Origin of the sequence: Streptococcus sp. HMSC077F03, assembly GCF_001812375.1 — a bacterium.
GTDB lineage: Bacteria > Bacillota > Bacilli > Lactobacillales > Streptococcaceae > Streptococcus > Streptococcus oralis_S.
Window position 1 is genome coordinate 139,205 of the sequence record NZ_KV808797.1, and the last position, 18,714, is coordinate 157,918.

Here is an 18,714-nt window from a genome sequence, read left to right on the forward strand (position 1 = left end):
AACGGTTGTTTGTAACATATTTAATTTTTAACTCTCATCCTATCTTATATCTTAAGAACCCGCACTTTCGTAGGCATCCAAGCCCCTGTCCCAGAGTTTTAAAGAAATAACAAAGAAAACAAGGGAAATCAAAATCAACCCACCAATGTTAAAGAGCCCGTCTTTGTCCTGCAAGAAATAGCTGGCAGGATAGTAGGCCGTAAAGGCGAAAGGCACGATAAAGCTAATCAACCAACGAAGGAGCGAATTGTAAATGGAAATCGGATACTTGGCAAAGTCATTAAACATATAGAAAATGTAAATCATGGCTCCTGACTGCTTGGTCCAAAAAGCGATACTGGCAGTCGCGATTTTCAAGGAAGTATAGATCAAGGTCGCAAAAGGAATGCAGACTAGAAAAATCAGGAATTTTGGAAGAGTCCAAGCAATACTAGATACCGTTGTCGCTAGCAAAATCCCTCCGACCAAAAGTTCACCTAAGGCATCAATCTGAAAGGTCTCAACCAGAATGTGAAAAAGAGGATTGATAGGACGAGTCAGATACTTATCAAACTCTCCTTTTCGCACCAAGCGTTGTCCCAATGCCCAGAGATTATCAAAAAAGAGATGGTCCAGTCCCTTGGGAATCAAGGAAAATCCATAGATAAAGGCAATCTCTTGAAAGGTCCAGCCTTCAAGCGAGGGGATATGTTGAAAGAGTACATTGAGAAACAAGAGGTTCAAACCTTGGGTCAGAAAAACTCCTAACACGCCCACCACAAAATCGACCTTGTATTCCATGATTTGCTTGATGTATTGTCTGATAAAAATCAAATGCATGCGTTGATATTTTTTCATACTAACCTCCTTGAATAGTGATAAAGGACTGGACTCGTTTCCATATCAACTGAGACAAGCCCACCATCACTATGAGCCAGAAGAACTGTAGCAAGAGTGCTTGAAGAATCTGACTGGCATCGTATTTCCCAACAATGATCATAACTGGAGTATAAATCAAAGATGAAAAAGGCAAGAAGGACAAAATATCAGAAACAATCTTTGGAAAGAAAGCCAAGGGAATCAGACTTCCAGACATAAAGGCCACTATTGAAGTCTTGAGGAGATTGGAACCCCATAAATTTTTAAATACAAAGGCTGAAAATCCAAAGCAGATATTAAAGAAAAAGTTAATCAGATAAGCCAGAGTTAAGCTAAAAAGATAAAGGACAGTTAATCCCAGCACTTCTACCATTCCTTGTCCTGATAAGATTTTCATCAAGACAATAACACTTAAAAATGGCAGTCCAACAGAGATAAAAATCAACCACTTAGATCCAAGCTCTGTAAAGAGGTACGAAGCCGCAAAATGCACCGGTCTCAACAAGCGCATGATAATGGAACCATCCTTGACCTCCTCCCCAATCATAAAGGAGCTATCAGACCTGGTCAAAAGATTGGTCACAAAACTCATGATGATGTAGAGGGTGATATCTGCCATACTAAAGCCTTGAATCAAAGACTCTTGCGAAGAATCAAAGACAGCCTTCCAGAGATAAAAAGCAACAAAAGCCCCCATGACATCGCCAATCCGATAGAGAATAAAGTTGACTCGATAGGTGATCAACTCCTGAACACCTGCATTGATAAAGGGTTTATAACGTCTCCACAATTTGACCATCTTAGAGCTCCTTTCGATAGAAGCGACGGATAATATCCTCAATATCCGTATCTACCATCTTCAAATCGCGGATTTCAAAATCAGACAGGGTTTGCTTGATAATATCAGCCGACTGGTAGCGGGAACTATCGAATTCAATATTGAGACTGTTTCCTTGTCTATCAATGGTCATATCCGAAGAGCCTTCATAGTGAGAAAGGAGATGACTTTGACCTGGTAGCAGTTCAAAGGAAAGAGTCTTCATCTTGCCAAAGGTTTCCTTGAGCTGGCTCACCGTTCCATCAAAAATCTCCTGCCCCTTGTCAATCATGAAAATCCGATCACAGAGTTGCTCAATATCACTCAGATCGTGAGTGGTCAAGAGAATGGTTGTTTCTTCCTCTTGATTGATCTGGGTAATGGCCCGACGAATATTATCCTTGACGGAAACATCCAAACCAATGGTCGGTTCATCTAAAAAGAGAACCTTGGGATTGTGGAGCAAGGAAGCCGCAATATCCGCCCGCATCCGTTGACCTAGTGAAAGAGTCCGCACGGGGTCTTTGATAAAATCCTTCAAATCCAAGACCTCATTCAAAAAGTCCATGCGCTTGTGAAAGAGCGAGTCTGGCACATCGTAAATTTCTTTTAAGACCGTATAGGTCTCTTGCAGGGCCAGATCCCACCATAGCTGGGTGCGTTGTCCAAAGACCACACCAATATCCTTAACATAGTCTTGGCGATTGTCCTGCGGAATCTTGCCGTTAATCCGACAAAAACCAGATGTCGGTTTCAAAATCCCTGTCAGCATTTTGATGGTTGTCGACTTCCCAGCACCATTAGCCCCGATGAAACCTAAAATCTGGCCCTTGGGTACCTCAAAAGTCAAATCCTTGACCGCTTCAAAGGTCTGCTTTTCAGGATGAATAAAGGAGCGCAAAGCCCCTTTCAAGCCTGGTTCCTTAACAGTCTTCACAAAATTTTTCTGAAGATGTTCCACTTCTATCATTGCCATATCTATCTCCCTGTCGCAAGGAATAGCAACATTGTATTTTTGACTACAAAAATTCTAAATCCTTACTTTCTAAACCCTCTAAATTTTATTATTACAGAAGGTTTTATACCAACCTATTATAGTCCAATAAAAAAAGGAATGCAAGCGTTTGCCTGTAGATTATGAAATTAGAGATTTCACTCTTAAAATAATAGTTTTAAGCAAAAATTCTGGTTTAGCAGTTTATTTAAAACACACAAAAACCCACCCAATGGGCAGGTTACGAATTATAAAAAGCAAACTATTTTGATCAATATGAATCACTATTTAATCAAAGAACTAATCTTTCATAATTCTTTTCACAATCCCATTTCTATCAATTAGAAAACAATCTGGAAAGGTCATCTGCTCCCATTTTTCATAATCAAAACTGGAATCAAAGTGATGTAGTAGTATTCCTATCGAATTCCCGTGTGAACTAAGTAAAATCGTTTTTTCTAACAACATAGACATTCATTAGATGTTCATTGACTACGAATTGTTGACTGATAGATGTTAGTAATTCATTTTCCTTTTGTAAACTGATTTTGTGAAATACAAATGTGGAGACTAAAACACAAGAATGAAACTAAAAAGCCAATACTACATTATTTTAGTTTTTTTAGAATATTATTGTACAAAAATAGGTTGTGTAGGTAAGATTCTAGTGATTTCTGAGATTAGCCTAGCACCTTACTTTCTATACTATAACAGTGGTTTGTTTAAAATACTTTCTAATGTCACCCTTTCTTCCAGTTGAGAATCTCTCCATCTATCATAGGCTTCAGCTTCATATAAAAAATCATCATATTTCCATTGCAAGTACTCTTTAAGATGGTATTGCAAATTTGAATAATCAAATTTTTCTATCACAATATCATCCCATTGAAAATCACCTGTTAACTTTTCAGTTAACTTTTCTTTAAACTCTGAAACTTGCCCTTTAACTTCCAAATCTATATCAAAACCATTAGGATCATTAATAAAGTCAACATCTTCTTCTTCCAAAGTATCTCTACTATCTAAATAATCTTGAAGCAATTCAATTTTTTTCTGTCTAAAAATGGTATAACAATACATATCTCTTAACGAAGCATCTTGATAGTCTTCATCTTCTATACTCACTTCATCAATTATACTGTTTATTGTATCTAACATATCATCTAGTTCTTCTGAATCAAGATAAGGACTATTTATTAGTTTATTCACGACTCTTTTATCATCAAGAATAGTGAGGAACATCTTTTTGATTGCTTTATTATTAGAATAATAAATCTGAGTGATGATATTATTCCATCCATCCCTATAACTTTTTAAATTATTTCTTCCATCATATATTCTCAATAATTCTAAAAAGTTATCTTTAAATTTTGAAAATTTATTTAAACAAATAATAGCAAGGATTTTTTCTCCAATAAAATCATCTTTATCTTTAAAGTTTTCCCAATCATCTAGTAATCTAGTGAAAAATAAAGCCTGTGAATTATTTAAGTTACTCAATCCGTAGCTGTTACAATCTTTACATAATTGGTGGAGGTAAATAGAATTCTGAGTTATTTTTTCAGTTATCTTTGGACTCTCTTTCAATTTATCATTTAAAAAGTCAATAATACTTGGGTTTAAAAAATCCACTTTACTTTTATCATCAAAACTTTCTTTCGTAAAGGTAAGCCATGAACCATCTAGCTTCCTTAACGATTTCTTAAAGTCAAATGTCGGATTAAGTTCCAAAGTATAAAGTGAATTTATTAACCACTCTTCCTCAACAGGATAAACATCGAATTGTAATAAAGAAAATAATAAAAATTTTTCTTCATCTTCCAGATTGCAAAATAAACTATTATAAAGTTGAATAGGATGATTAAGATAATATACTACATAGTCATAAAAATTTTCTTTAGATTCTTTAAAATTCTTTGCTATCAATTCTACTAACCTAGGAAAATAATTTCGATGACGTATAATTCTTTTCCAATCTCTTCCAATAAGACTATTATATTTTTCTACAAACTCTATTTTATCACCATCTTCAAGGTAGTGTATCTTTCGTTCAAATACTTTCCTAAAAATATAAGCTTTTTCTATATCAGAGTACTTATCCAAATCAATGATAAATCTTCTTTTCTCTGTAAATTTTTCATCAATTAGTTTTTGAAATTCAAAATTCATTAATGTTGCATCTTGAAGAATTTGAGTTCGAGAGTTTAAACAAATAAAAAGGTTATTAGTATTAGTGGAGGCTGAATATAATTTTCTTATATCTTGCAATACCCTCTCTCCAACATCAAATTTATTACGACCCAAGAAATCATCAAAAACCACAAAAAGATTTCTATTTTCGTTACATCTATAGTTTCCATTATATAATTTGAGAACCTCGTTAATATCTTCTACTCTACGAACAATGACATCAAAAGTATTTTCATTATTATTTAGAAATAAATTTCCAAGCATTGAACAAGTTGTTGTTTTTCCAATTCCCGCTGGTCCTTGAATTAATACAATATGTTCCCTTTGTAAAGTATGATAGGCTTCCCCTAGAAAATGCGTTTCAACAAGGTATTTAGAATCCAAATCTAAAAAATAATCCTGAGATTCTGCTTCTACCCATTTCAATCTTTCACTCCTCAAGATATTGGAGATATCTTTTTCCAGTAATCCATAATTTATAAAAATATCTCTATATTCTTCCTGCTGAGAAAAAGTTGTTAACGTAGAAGAGAAAATAATATAATCGTCAGTCGGAATTGCATTGGGAATTATTTTATCAGCGTAATCACGAATCTCCTTTAAACCCGCAGGAGATAACCCCATACTTGTAACAATAACGTAATTGAAATCAGCTTCCCAACCATATTTTTCCTTAGTTTGAGCAATCTTATCAATTTCTTCTTTCAATAGTTTTACAGCTGTAGTATTATTTTTATTTACCTGCCAACGCTTAGCTTGAATAATAAGAGTAGGAGATTTGATATTATCGATTCCATCAATACCGCCATCTCTCCCTTCCTTAAATCCATGTAAACTCTTATTTTCAAATTTTTTCTTTACAATCTCAATGGCAAAATTTTCAAAGTCTGATGTAGTCATTCCATCAGCACGAATACCAATATCCATAGTTCTCCTAACTCTAAAATCCCTACAAATGTTTAATCACATATTATGCTTCAGACTATTCTATGTTCTTCTTATTCTTTCTTTAGTAAGACTAATAATATTTGGATACCTATCATTCAGTTCATCAAGATATCCTGCCTCTAAGCCGCATAAATCCTCAATTAAAAAATTAGGCAACAATTTATTGTATACTCTATAAATATCAGCAGATATGTCCATCACAATTCGATTTTCCACTAATAGCTCTACTGACTGTTTTAAGGATAGAGGATTGCTAATCAATTTTGTTGAATCTAAGGGCTCATTTTTTCTCCAACCTCTGTAACTAAGTTTCTTATACAAGTTTGTATACTCATTAGAATCTATGATATTCAATGACTTAGCACGCATTATCATCATACTAATTGAAACTTGCCAAATTCTTTTTAGATACCTGTAGTACTCTAGATCATTTTCATGCCCAATGATAGAAGCTTTAAACGAATCCATTGGCAATAGAAATTCAGCCGCAAACTCATTCGCTTCGTCTTCCATTTGCTTATATTCAATTGCTCCCATGTCTTGAGGTGACTTACAACTTTCATGCATTAACCAATGTCCTAATTCATGGGCTAAACTAAACTGCTGACGATAGAATGAATACTCTGTCCCCTCTAACATAACAACATAATACTCATTATTATTTACTTTGACAGCTGAACCAAAAGCATCAACTTTATCACTCTGAGTGTCTATTCTAGAAATAACAAAACCTTTTTCTTCCATCAACAACGACAAGTTATCAATTGGTCTATCTCCAAGTTCCCATTTCTCTCTTATGTAGCTTGCGTATTCTTGTGGAGTATAGTCTAAACCAGAAAGACTCCAGTCAAGATTTGGAAAATCAATAAATTCTCCCAAATAATCTCTTATTAAAGCAACATAGTTTTTATTTATTTCTGCAGGCATTTTTTCTGTTTGAGTCGCTGTGTAACGACTTCTAAAAAATGTGCCTGTAGAACTTAAGCTAAAATTATCATTTCCAAAAAAGAAATCTCTCGGAAACTTTAATTTCTTTTCCAATATTTCTAACGATTCTTCACTTGGCGTTGCTCGTCCTTTTTCATATTTAGAAACCATTTGTTTTGAAACGTTTAAAAACTCTGCAATCTGAGTAATACTTTTTTTGTTAAAAAGTCTTGCCTCTTTTAAGCGAGCACCATTAAAACTAATCTGAAGCATTATTTACTCCTATTTTATATAAAATATTATAATTTAGTATTCTCTTCCTTCTTTTCAACAGGAAGACTAACATGCTTTTGTGACTCCAATTGTTTCTGTACGTCAGATTTCAATGCAACAAGAGGTTTTTCAGGATTATTTCCACGTCCATCTTCTTCAAGTTTTGTAAAATCAAATTCTGTGATATTTACAGCATCAATAAATTCACAAAAGGCATTTACCTGATTAACAATCACTTCTTTAGTTTTTTTATCAAAGGTAACAACCCTAATCTCATCAATCGAATTATAATGATCTCCCAATAATTTCTTCGCTTGTTCAATTTGTGAATCACTCAACCCATCATCATCCAGGTCATTAAATAATTCAACGGATAGTTTACCGTCTTCTTTTCCATTTAAATGAGAATTTTTCGCACGTGCTATACAAGTAAGATAGTGATGCTTTTCGTATTTATCAGTTACATCTTCAAATCTTTTCTTCATCATAAAAACATATAGAACACCCTCAATAATTACTCCTTTTGCCGTCCACAGAGCCCCCATACACATAGTGGGTGATATTAAACCATTTACTTTGGCGGTATTTACAATATCACGATAAATAAAATCCCAAGTTAAAATTGGTTGACTATTCTTAGTTTCAAACTCATTATCATAAAATATTTTCTCAATATCTCTCTTGTGACTTGTTGAAAATACTTGAGCAAACTTAAAAATTTGGGTTGGTAAATTTTCCATAGAGTACCTCGTTGAATTTTATAGTCTTATTTTAAGATTCTCTTTCAAAAAAGTCAACTATTATTGATTTTTATTATTATTTTTTATCTCTCTTATTTATTTAGATACTTTTGCTACTTAGGTCACGAAACTAGAAAAATCATATTGTTATTTTGAATGAAAGTTCTATCATTAATTTAGCTACTCTGTATTCCTAAAAATTAGGTGTTCCAATTTACTTTGGGAAAGACAGTGATTTCCTTTGAAAACAGGTGTAAAGCTGTTATATTCGTTCGCTGAGGGTAATCTTAGAATCATTGTAAAAAATTACATTCGTTTAGCAACTTTGGATATAGTAGTCTTAAGTATATTCTCTATAAAAGAAAACACAAAAACCCACCCAATGGGCAGGTTCTTTCTGTATTGTTCAGCTAGATTACGCTTTACCTTCTGAACCGAATACGTCGATACGTTCTTCCACTGATGCTTGGATAGCTTTTACACCGTCAGCCAAGAATTTACGTGGGTCGAAGAGTTTCTTCTTGTCGTATTCTGCTTCGTTTGCTTCGTAGTCACGAGCAAATTTACGAGTTGCGTTAGCGAATGCGATTTGGCATTCAGTGTTAACGTTAACTTTCGCAACACCAAGTTTGATAGCTGCTTGGATTTGGTCATCAGGAATACCTGAACCACCGTGCAATACGATTGGGAAGCCTGGTACAGCTTCAGTCAATTTTTGCAAGTGGTCAAGGTGAAGACCTTTCCAGTTTGCAGGGTATGGACCGTGGATGTTACCGATACCAGCTGCCAAGAAGTCGATACCAGTTGCAACCATTGCTTTAGCATCTTCGATTGGAGCCAATTCACCATCACCGATGATTCCGTCTTCTTCACCACCGATAGTTCCAACTTCAGCTTCTACTGATACACCATTTGCGTGAGCAAATTCTACAACTTTACGAGCTTTTTCAAGGTTTTCTTCAACTGGAAGGTGTGAACCGTCAAACATAACTGAAGTATAACCAACTTGAATACACTCAAGTGCATCTTCGTAGTGACCGTGGTCAAGGTGGATAGCTACTGGTACAGTGATACCCATTGACTCAACAAGGTTAGCGATCAAGTTGCGAGCAACTTTGTAACCACCCATGTATTTAGCAGCACCCATTGAAGTTTGGATCAAAACTGGAGCTTTTTTAGCTTCTGCTGCACGCAAGATAGCTTGAGTCCACTCAAGGTTGTTTGTGTTAAATCCACCAACTGCATAACCGTTGTCACGAGCTGCTTGGACAAATTTTTCTGCTGAAACGATTGCCATTTGTCAGGCCTCCTATATATTTTTTGGGACATCCCATTTACATTGTTCATTTTATCACTTTTTGATAAAAAAAGCTAGTTTTTCCCATACTTTAGATTGAATTTCTTCCAATCCAATCAATGTAAACCCTTTCTTTTTCTTAGTCCTAAGTGACTTTGGGATGACGTATGAAGAAAGTCAAGCGATCATCTTGCATCTCAAAATGATAAGGTAATTTCTCATGTTCTAATAAACTTTTGACCACAAAGAGTCCCATCCCTGAACCCTTGGCCTTGCGACTAGCATTTTCAGAAAAAGACTGGGCCAGTTTTTCTTGTTCTTCAGGACTACAGCTATTCTCGATAAAGAGTTCCCCTTCTCTCTCGCTGATGCGGACTAAGCCACCAGGAGTGGAGTGCTTGATGGCATTGCTGATGAGATTCGATAGGATCAATTTCATGACAGATGGGTTTATGTAAGCCTGCTGATGAGTTAGGCTAATGTCTACCTGAAGTTCTCTATCCTTGGAGAGTAAAGCATAATCCTTGACCAGACTTTGAGTCATCTGAAGGAGGTCAACCTCTTCTTTCTCGTCTCGCAATTCCTGAACAGAAGAAAGAGACAATATCTGGAGAACGTGGTGACTGAGGTCGTCCACAATCCCCAAGGCAACTCCAAGATAGTGGTCTCTATCCTTATAACGGCCGACATTTTCTTTCATATTTTCGATTAGGATTTTCAAACTAGCCAGAGGTGTTTTCAGTTCATGAGAAGCCCCTCGTAGGAACTCAACCTTCATCTTCTCCAGCTGGAGAATAGCTTCATTCTTGTCATGCAAGTCCGCAATGACAGTCAAGAGATGCTGGTAAAGGCTATTGATTTGTTCCTTGAGATCGCCAATCTCATCCTTAGAATCCACGCGCAATCGCACTTGTCCATCCAAATCCATCATCCGACGGGTCACCCGCTTGATTTCCAAGATTGGGGCAACAATGGTTCGAGCATAGATATAGGCCACCAAGAGGGAAATTAGAAAAGATGCCAACAAGGTATAGGGAAGAAATTGGAGACTGATCTGCTCTGCTTCCTTTTGCAAGTCCATGGACGCTAAAAACTGGAGAGTCATAGTGCTACCATCTTGCGTTTTCACCTCACGCTCCTCAATAAAGAGAGAGGTGGTCTGGCGGTCCGTATCCAGAGTAAGATTGTCCTTGACTTCTAACTTGTCCTCGGTCATCTCTCCCTTGACAGCTCCTTTGATATCACTGGTCTGGGAATACAAATCTAATACTTGTTCAATATTTTTCCTATCCTTTCCGTCCAGGGACTGGGCAATGGCTGTCGCTTTCTGGCCAATGGTTTCCTGACGATGGCTCAGATAAGTAGAGGGAAAGAGAAAATAAATGGCTAAATGAAGACAAATAACCAGAACACTGAAAATCGAGAAGGTATAGATAAATATCTTTGTAAATAAACCTGTTCGTTTCATTTTCGCTCCAATTTATAACCAACATTGCGCACAGTGAGGATGCAATCCAAGTCTAGCTTTTTCCGCAGTTCCTTGATATAGACATCAATGACACGATCAAAGGGAACCTCATCTGTCGCCTTCCAGACAGCATCGATAATCTGAGAACGAGTCAAGACCAGTCCTTCATTTTTCACCAGATAGTCCAGAATTTCCAACTCTTTGGCATTAATGGCCACTTCTTGACCTGCGAGGCTTGCACTGTAACTCTCAAAATCCACCTTGGTATCCTTATAGGAGAAGACTCGTCCCGTATCGTAGTAGCGCTTGAAAATTGCATCCACCCTCACTTTTAGAAGGGAGAGAGAGAAGGGCTTTTCCAGATAACCATCTGCTAGAGAAGCAAAAGCACTCATCTTGTATTCCTCATCCTGAAAGGCGGTTAACATCAGGACAGGGACCTGACTGGTTTTACGAATCTCCGCTAGGACTTCGAGGCCATTAAGCTTGGGCATTTGGATATCCAATAAAACTAGGGCTACTTCATAGCTGGAAAATTTTTCCAGAGCTTCTTGACCGTCTGCTGCCTCAATGGTTTCATAACCACAATCCGTCAAATAGTCACTGATTCCCTCACGGATCATCTCTTCATCTTCTACAATTAGAATTTTCATAGAAAAAACGTTTCACATTCCTTTAAATTTTTTGTAAATCTTCTCTGTTTCATCCTGATAGGAAGAGGCCTTATACTCAATGAAAATCAAAGAGCAAACTAGGAAGCTAGCCGCAGGCTGTACTTGAGTACGGCAAGGTGAAGCTGACGTGGTTTGAATTTGATTTTCGAAGAGTATTATCAAGATGAAATAGATAAAAATGCTACCTATATTATACCCCATTTAGGGGAGAATAGGTAGCAAGTTTTTTATTCGCTATCGAGCAAGAGCTCTTTTGGTTGTTTTCTGAGGAGATTGCTTGAAGCAAGCGCCATAACGAGAACCACTAGAACCAAGGCAAGGACAAAGACGATGATAAAGTCTGATGTCTGAATGGAAATGTCTAGGCTCGACAAGGTCTTGCTAAAGCCGTCTACTTCTGCACCACCACCAAGGTTAGAAGCTTGAGCAGCCTTGCTGGCTTGCTTGGCAACACCTGAAGTGACATTGGCAAGAACAGTATTTCCGATGGCACGAGCTGTGTAGTTGGCTAGGAAGTAAGCAGAAACGAGAGCAGGGATGGCAATCAAGATTGATTCTGTGATAAATTGCCCCAAGATACTTGCCTGCTTGAGACCGATAGAGAGTAGGATTCCCACTTCCTTGCGACGGGCGTTGATCCAAAGGCTGAGCAAGAGTGCAAGGAGAAGAACTGAGAAGCTCAAGCTACCCCAGAAGAGGAGGTTGGCCATCTTGTACATACCAGAGATGGATTGCTCTAGAGCTGGGTAGTTAGAGGAGCTCTTCACAAGTGTGTAGCTCTTCCAGTTGATACCGCTGATACCATTCAACTCTTTCATAACGTCATCCAAGTTCTTGTCCGCTGTTACAAAGAAGGTTGCGTCCCCATAAATAGCTGTATCTTCTGTGTATCCATAAAGTTTTGCAGCAGTGTGAATGTCTGTGATAGCTGTATTTTCATAGAGTTCTTGTGAATAGGTTACTGCTGACTTATTGTGACCATCAAAGAGTCCCTTGATAGTCACTTCTACTGTTTCCTTGGCCCCTTTTTCATTGTCTGCATCATAGACATTAGAGTCCAATTTGACCTTATCTCCGACTTTCCAACCGTGTTTGGCTGCCAAGTCCTTGTGCATGAGGATCTTGTCTTTGTCGTCGTTGGTTAGGTGCTCACCTTCAACCAGCTTATATGAGCCAGAGACAAACTTGTCTTCTTTAGAGGAGTCATTGACACCTGTAATCATCAAACTGCTTCCAAAACGTTTGGCACGGTCTGCAGTGAGATTTTTCTTGGTTTCTGGCGTTTCGATGAGGTCGTATCCAGTCAAATCTCCGATGGCGTTGATGCGTTTAACATAAGACTCGATAGCCTTATTTTCGGTGATTTTTTTGATATCCTCACCCTTGATATTCCCTGAACCACGTGGCGTTCCTTGGTTGACGCGACGATTGATTTGCATGGAGAAGCTATTGGTGATATTTTTAAATGTCTCCTGAGAAGCCTTGGCAGTAGCTCCCTTGATCGACAAGCCGACCAAACTCAAGCTCGCCATGAGGAGAATAATCAGGAAGATAACAATCGATTTGAAAAACTTCCTTGTAACATAGGCAAATGCGTTGTGTAACATAGGTTCCCTTTCTAGACTTGATTTTATAATTCTATCAAAACAAGCTCATCTTATTTTGTAGTATTGCGAGTTTCAGTTAGTTTCTTATTCTTCAATTCAAGTGTAATATCTGACGCTTGTGCCACTTCTTTACTGTGGGTGACGACGATCACACATTTACCTGTTTTCTCGGCAAGTGATTTGAGCAGTTCGATAATATCTCCAGCAGTTTTAGGGTCCAGATTTCCTGTTGGCTCATCAGCTAGAATAACCGGAGCTTCTGAGACTAAACTGCGAGCGATGGCTACACGTTGCTGTTGACCACCTGATAACTGGAGAACATTCCGCTTGATCTGACTTTCATCCAAACCAAGCTCAAGAAGTGTATCCTTGCTTGCCTTTTTGTTGACCAAGCGGATATTTTCCAGCGGAGAAAGATAATCTATCAAGTTATAATTTTGAAAGACCAGGGAAATATGGTGCATGCGATGGTAAGAATACCCCTTATTCCGAATGTCCTCTCCTTGGAAAAGGATAGAACCTTCAACAGGGCTATCTAGACCAGCCAGTAGGGACAAGAGAGTGGATTTTCCTGCTCCTGACTCACCAATGATACTATAAAATTTTCCGGGTTCAAAATTATACTTGATCTGATATAAAACTGCTTCAGCAGTGTTCTTATAACGGTAGGTAACATCTTGCAATTGTAATAAAGTCATGATTTCTCCTTATTAACTAATAGATGATAAAATTTCTTTCGGCGATTTTCTAAATAAGAATAGGAAACAAAGGGCTACAGACAAGCAACCAATCAGGAGCAGAAAGACATAGGATTCTGCAAAGGATAGGAGACTGGTTGATAGACCACTTGCTTTGGCCAGCGTTTCCTGTAAGGTTGCCTGATCTCCACTGGCTAGTACAGTTTGGAGTAGATAGGATGTGATGGCATTTCCAGCGATAAAGGATGGAAGCAAAGCTCCGAGAGATACCAACACTACCTCTAAACAGAACTGTAGGAAGATCGAGCTCTTGCTTTTTCCAAGTGCGAGTAAAATTCCCACTTCGTAGACTCTTTCTCTCAACCAGAGAGACAAGACCAAAATCAAGGCTCCTGCTCCTGCTATCAACATCCCATAAAGGAAGATGGTGAGGAAGGTTTGGAAGGTTGCCACTGAGTCTTTGATTTGTTCAAAGGCCTTGTTTTCCTTCTCGACTTGGTAGCCTTGACTTTCCAAAGCCAAGTTTTCCACCTGCTTCATGAGTCCGTCCATTTCCTTAGGATCTTCTACATAGAAGCGCGCTGCACTGACTTGAGCTTCACTATTTCCCAGAAGGGTTTGGCTACTTTCATAGTCTGTAAAGACTTGGTTTTCACTGAAGTCAGAAGACAAGCCTGTGAACTTCTCTTGTTTTTTTCCAGAAAAGATGCCGACAATTTCAAACTCTACTGTTTGCCCTTTTCCAGATTCTGACTGACCAGCATCCAAGCGAATCTTGTCATGAAGCGAAAGACCGTTCTTCTTGGCCAACTCCTCGTGGATCAGGATTTTCTTGGAGTCCCCTTTTTGAAGATGTCGCCCTTCTTTTAGGTTGAAAGCCGAACTGGTAAAGGTGACATCCTTGGATGAATCCTCGAGAGCCGTTAAGCTAACCAAGTTCTTGTCTGCAGCTGACAAATCATCACGTTCTACGCTCTGCTCACCACTCACCGCTTCCTTGTCTTTCAGTTTTGCGACCGTTTCAAGTTCAGGAGAAACATTTTCCAGTCCCTTAATCTTGCTCACGGATGCTAGGTCCGATAACTTGAAGGTCTGTCCATTTTCTATCTTTTTGATAGAAAATGAGGTATTGAGTGATTTGTAAAGATTGCTTTCCACTGTTTTGTTGGACTTCATCAGCGTCAAACAGGCTGAAATTCCTGCTAAAAGAACAAATAAAATCAGAAATAAAATAAAACTTCTCAGTCGTTTTCTGCTGACATAAGCCCAAGCTCTTTGGATTGGATTCATTTGTCACCTCCATATTTGTAAGACTATTATAAAATCCAAATATGAAATGTTTATGAAATCGAAAAAACTTTTTGATTTATTTTTTGAAAAAACAAAAAAGCTAGCAAACGCTAACTTTTCTTCATATATAAGGATAAATAGTACCAATCAAAAATCTACTTCATTTTAAAAATGATAATCACGTCTTTCTGATTAGTATTTTTCCATCTCCTAAGTTCTTCATTTTCTGACTAGTGTTTGAGGATATTCTTAATAGGATGAAATGGAAAACTCAGTTTAAATGTTCTGATACAATGACTGTTCTTGATACCAATATTTTTCGATATAGGAAACGTAGCCTCTAATCTTCTTTGTAAAAACAAAAAAGAGCTAGCCAAAGCTAACTCTTACCCTATGCGGAGAGAGGGACTTGAACCCTCACGACCTAAAGCGGTCACAGGATCCTTAGTCCTGCGCGTCTGCCAATTCCGCCATCCCCGCGTCGATTACTTTACTAGTATATCAACTTTCAAAATCTTTGTCAACACTTTTTTCAGATTTTTTTCATTTTTTCAACAGTCTTAGTGTTCAATTTCAGCAAGGTTTTCATCCAGTAATTTTGCTCCCAATGTGTTCTTAAAATGCCCAAGAGCAAACTGATGATTTTCTGGCCAAATAGAGGCAACCGCAGGCTTGACAATCTCGATTTGATAACCTAAATTATAGGCATCAATAGCCGTATGAAGGACGCAAATGTCAGTAAGTACTCCAGTTAGGATGACTGTATCAACTCGACGTTCCCGCAAACGGATATCTAAGTCCGTTCCTGAAAATGCTGAATAGTGACGTTTGTCCATCCAAAAGACGCGACTATCCGCCTCATGATCAGCATAAAAGTCAGCTAGGGGGCCATAAAGGTTACGCCCACTAGTTCCGATGATGTTGTGCGGTGGAAAAAGCTTGCTTTCTGGGTGGAATGTATCCTTCTCCTCATGAGCATCAATGGTGAAAAAGACATAGTCTCCACGATCAAAAGCTAATCTGGTTACCTGATCAATGGTTTTTGATATTGCTTGAGCGGGTGCTCCAGCAGTTAACTTTCCATGGTCTGCTACGAAATCCTCTGTATAGTCAATCGAGATTAAAGCTTTTGCCATTAGTAGTCCCTCTTTTTCACTTCCTCAAAAATATCACCAATTAGAACTTTGAGATAAGTCCCCTTCATTCCGAGTGAACGGCTCTCAATAATTCCCGCTGACTCCAATTTACGAAGCGCATTGACAATCACTGAGCGTGTAATGCCAATACGGTCTGCAATAACTGATGCAGTCAGCTGCCCTTCATTTCCATCCAATTCAGCTAAAATAGCTGATACGGCACGAAGTTCTGAATAGGAAAGGGTGTTGACTGCCATGGTTACAGCAGTACGACGGCGAATATTCTTCTCATCTTCTTCACGTTGGAAGTTCAATAGTTGAATTCCCACAACCGTGCTCGCAATCTCGACAAGGATCAAATCTTCATCTTCAAATTTCTTGTCATTGCGCCAAATGATCAACGAACCTAGACGAATCCCTGATACATGAATCGGAGCGATGGTCGTCAAACCATCTGGAAAGTCCGCACGGCTCTCTACAGGGAAAATAGTCAAATCATGTTCAACAGGAAGGTTGGCTTCTGTATCATAAATCATGTTTGCCCCTTGTACATAGACCTCAGGGAAGGTTTTAGTTTGGAAAAACTGTTCTACACGGTCATTATTGGTCTTATAACGCATAAAGTAGCCCAAGAGACGTCCCTTGTTATTCACAATACAAGCGTTACAGTCAATAATATCAGCTAACTGGCGTGTGATCGCATTGTAAGGAAGTTCATCTTGGAGTTGCTCTTCTGAGCGCTTTAGAATAGACGTGATTTTTCTTGTTTTTTCTAATAAATGTGCCATTTTTTACCTCGCATATAATCGCCTCCATTATAACATAGAAAAGTCTTTATTTCAATAATTATCTGAAAATTTCTTATTTAATTGCAATTTTGAACAGCAAAAATATTTTAGAAAAAAGCGAGTTTTTTTATTGACATCCTATTTTATTTTTGATATTATAACATTATAAGAAGATGACATGATAAATCCCTTTCCGTTTCACCTATCCTTTACTATCACCATCTTCTTTTACTATCGGTCTCCTTATATATAAAAGCGATTCACACTGTGAATCGCTTTTTTCTATTTGTCTCCTTTGTTACGAATAACAAAGCCTGTCTTCTTTTCGCTTGAAGTGTTGCGAGGTTTTTTATTGTCTTTATTACGGTAACGTCTGTCTTTATCAAAACGATCGTTCCCACGACTGCCTTTTTTGAAATCATCACGGCGACCATTACCACGGCGATCACGGTCTCGACGGTCGTCCCCACGACGGCCTCCACGACCTCCCTTACCTTTGCCACCAAAGCCATTACCTGATGGTTTAAATGGCAGTGGTTTTTCACGCGCAATCTCCACTTCAGGAAGGCTGTCTGGATCTTGGACTGTCAGGCTCAAGATATGCATAGCCAATTCTTCTGGACTAAATTCTGCAGCTAACTTACGAGCATCTTTAGCAAATTTCTCAAAGTTCCCACGAATTGCTTCGTCTGCGAAGTCTCGTTCGATTTTCTTGAGAGCTACTTGTTTCTTAGCTTGGAAGGCTTCTTCTGCTGTTGCTGGTTTCAAGCCTTTCATGCGTTTCTTAGTCAAGGTTTCGATGATTTGAAGGTAGCCCATTTCATTTGGTGCTACGAAAGTAATAGATTGACCTGACTTACCAGCACGACCTGTACGACCGATACGGTGAACATAACTTTCAGGATCTTGTGGAATATCGTAGTTGTAGACATGGGTCACACCTGAGATATCCAAACCACGTGCTGCAACGTCTGTCGCAACTAGAACATCAAGATTCCCATTTTTGAAATCACGAAGGACACGAAGACGTTTGTTCTGGTCTAAGTCACCATGAATCCCTTCTGCACGGAAGCCACGGATTTTAAGACCACGAGTCAATTCATCTACACGGCGTTTGGTACGACCAAATACGATAGCAAGTTCTGGTTGTTCCACATCCATGAGACGGGTCATAGTATCAAATTTTTCTTGTTCTTTGACACGGATATAGTACTGATCCACCAATTCTGTTGTCAATTCCTTGGCAGCAATCTTGACATGCTCAGGGTCTTTCATAAACTGAACACCGATACGTTTGATAGCGTCTGGCATGGTTGCTGAGAAGAGCAAGGTTTGACGATTTGCAGGGACACGGGAAATGATGGCTTCAATGTCTTCAAGGAAGCCCATGTTGAGCATTTCGTCCGCTTCATCAAGGATGAGGGTTTCAATATCGTGCAATTTCAAGGCCTTGCGTTTGATCAAGTCCAAGAGGCGACCTGGTGTTCCTACAACGATATGGGCACCCGATTTAAGGGCTTTAATTTGTTTTTCAATGCTTGAACCACCGTAAACTGAGCGAACTTTCACCCCCTTGCTACGACCAAAGCGGAAGAGTTCTTCTTGACTTTGAACAGCGAGTTCACGAGTTGGAGCGATGACCAAGGCTTGAATAGTCGCTTCTTCCGTACGGATTTTTTCAAGGGTTGGCAAGCCAAAGGCCGCGGTTTTCCCTGTACCAGTCTGGGCTTGACCGATAACGTCTTTTCCCTCAAAAGCCAATGGAATGGTCTGTTCTTGGATGGGACTTGCTTCTACAAATCCAGCTTTTTCAATCTCTGCTAGCAAATCAGCAGACAAGTTAAATTCATTAAATTTCACGTTTTTCTTCTTTCTAAAGATGGTGCGAAGCCATCCTATAGCGCTTAGTATATACTTTTCTTTTCATGATGTATCTTTTTAAAAACGAGATACCGTGTTGCTTCTTTTCCACGAAAGAAAAGTACGAGTTTCTTTGCAACCTATCTAGT

At 38.4% G+C, this 18,714-nt stretch carries 15 protein-coding genes, 1 tRNA gene and 1 pseudogene; all 17 read right to left on the reverse strand.

Annotation, left to right across the window (positions count from 1 at the left end; all coding sequences use genetic code 11):
* Positions 1-51 precede the first annotated feature (51 nt).
* Positions 52-837 carry an ABC transporter permease gene (locus HMPREF2853_RS07875; RefSeq protein WP_000760747.1) on the reverse strand — a complete coding sequence of 262 codons (786 nt, stop codon included), beginning with the start codon at positions 835-837 and terminating at the stop codon, positions 52-54.
* 1 nt (position 838) lies between these two features.
* Positions 839-1,657 (reverse strand): ABC transporter permease, encoded by an 819-nt coding sequence (locus tag HMPREF2853_RS07880; RefSeq protein ID WP_070535585.1) that lies wholly within the window; start codon positions 1,655-1,657, stop codon positions 839-841.
* A gap of 1 nt (position 1,658) precedes the next feature.
* Positions 1,659-2,651, reverse strand: coding sequence for an ABC transporter ATP-binding protein (locus tag HMPREF2853_RS07885; protein ID WP_001240790.1), 993 nt, complete (start codon positions 2,649-2,651; stop codon positions 1,659-1,661).
* A gap of 318 nt (positions 2,652-2,969) precedes the next feature.
* Positions 2,970-3,128, reverse strand: a pseudogene (locus HMPREF2853_RS10120) (phosphoglycerate mutase); the annotation flags it as partial.
* Between the two features lie 246 nt (positions 3,129-3,374).
* Positions 3,375-5,786, reverse strand: coding sequence for an nSTAND3 domain-containing NTPase (locus tag HMPREF2853_RS07890; protein WP_070535587.1), 2,412 nt, complete (start codon positions 5,784-5,786; stop codon positions 3,375-3,377).
* A 60-nt stretch (positions 5,787-5,846) separates the two neighbouring features.
* Positions 5,847-7,007 carry an XRE family transcriptional regulator gene (locus HMPREF2853_RS07895; protein WP_070535591.1) on the reverse strand — a complete coding sequence of 387 codons (1,161 nt, stop codon included), beginning with the start codon at positions 7,005-7,007 and terminating at the stop codon, positions 5,847-5,849.
* Between the two features lie 26 nt (positions 7,008-7,033).
* The gene (locus HMPREF2853_RS07900; RefSeq protein ID WP_070535594.1) at positions 7,034-7,747 is read right to left on the reverse strand and encodes a DUF5986 family protein; all 714 of its coding nucleotides are present in this window, start codon (positions 7,745-7,747) and stop codon (positions 7,034-7,036) included.
* A gap of 415 nt (positions 7,748-8,162) precedes the next feature.
* A complete protein-coding gene (locus tag HMPREF2853_RS07905; protein ID WP_001019005.1) occupies positions 8,163-9,044 on the reverse strand; it encodes a class II fructose-bisphosphate aldolase in 882 nt (293 codons plus the stop codon).
* Between the two features lie 145 nt (positions 9,045-9,189).
* Positions 9,190-10,512 (reverse strand): sensor histidine kinase VncS, encoded by a 1,323-nt coding sequence (vncS, locus tag HMPREF2853_RS07910; RefSeq protein WP_070535597.1) that lies wholly within the window; start codon positions 10,510-10,512, stop codon positions 9,190-9,192.
* A complete protein-coding gene (gene vncR, locus HMPREF2853_RS07915) occupies positions 10,509-11,165 on the reverse strand; it encodes a response regulator transcription factor VncR (protein ID WP_070535600.1) in 657 nt (218 codons plus the stop codon). Before vncR ends, vncS begins: the two co-directional genes overlap by 4 nt.
* Before the next feature lie 248 nt (positions 11,166-11,413).
* Positions 11,414-12,793 (reverse strand): ABC transporter permease subunit Vex3, encoded by a 1,380-nt coding sequence (gene vex3, locus HMPREF2853_RS07920; protein WP_042902562.1) that lies wholly within the window; start codon positions 12,791-12,793, stop codon positions 11,414-11,416.
* A gap of 50 nt (positions 12,794-12,843) precedes the next feature.
* Positions 12,844-13,491 carry an ABC transporter ATP-binding subunit Vex2 gene (vex2, locus tag HMPREF2853_RS07925; protein WP_000173736.1) on the reverse strand — a complete coding sequence of 216 codons (648 nt, stop codon included), beginning with the start codon at positions 13,489-13,491 and terminating at the stop codon, positions 12,844-12,846.
* 12 nt (positions 13,492-13,503) lie between these two features.
* Positions 13,504-14,781, reverse strand: a complete 1,278-nt coding sequence (locus tag HMPREF2853_RS07930) for an ABC transporter permease (protein WP_070535604.1) — start codon at positions 14,779-14,781, stop codon at positions 13,504-13,506.
* 394 nt (positions 14,782-15,175) lie between these two features.
* Positions 15,176-15,261 (reverse strand) — tRNA-Leu (locus tag HMPREF2853_RS07935).
* 80 nt (positions 15,262-15,341) lie between these two features.
* Positions 15,342-15,917: a cysteine hydrolase family protein gene (locus tag HMPREF2853_RS07940; protein WP_070535607.1), complete on the reverse strand. Its 576-nt coding sequence runs from the start codon at positions 15,915-15,917 to the stop codon at positions 15,342-15,344.
* On the reverse strand, positions 15,917-16,705 hold the full coding sequence (gene codY / locus HMPREF2853_RS07945) for a GTP-sensing pleiotropic transcriptional regulator CodY (protein ID WP_000940725.1): 789 nt from the start codon (positions 16,703-16,705) through the stop codon (positions 15,917-15,919). Before codY ends, HMPREF2853_RS07940 begins: the two co-directional genes overlap by 1 nt.
* A gap of 282 nt (positions 16,706-16,987) precedes the next feature.
* Positions 16,988-18,565 carry a degradosome RNA helicase CshA gene (locus HMPREF2853_RS07950; RefSeq protein WP_070535610.1) on the reverse strand — a complete coding sequence of 526 codons (1,578 nt, stop codon included), beginning with the start codon at positions 18,563-18,565 and terminating at the stop codon, positions 16,988-16,990.
* Between the last annotated feature and the right edge of the window lie 149 nt (positions 18,566-18,714).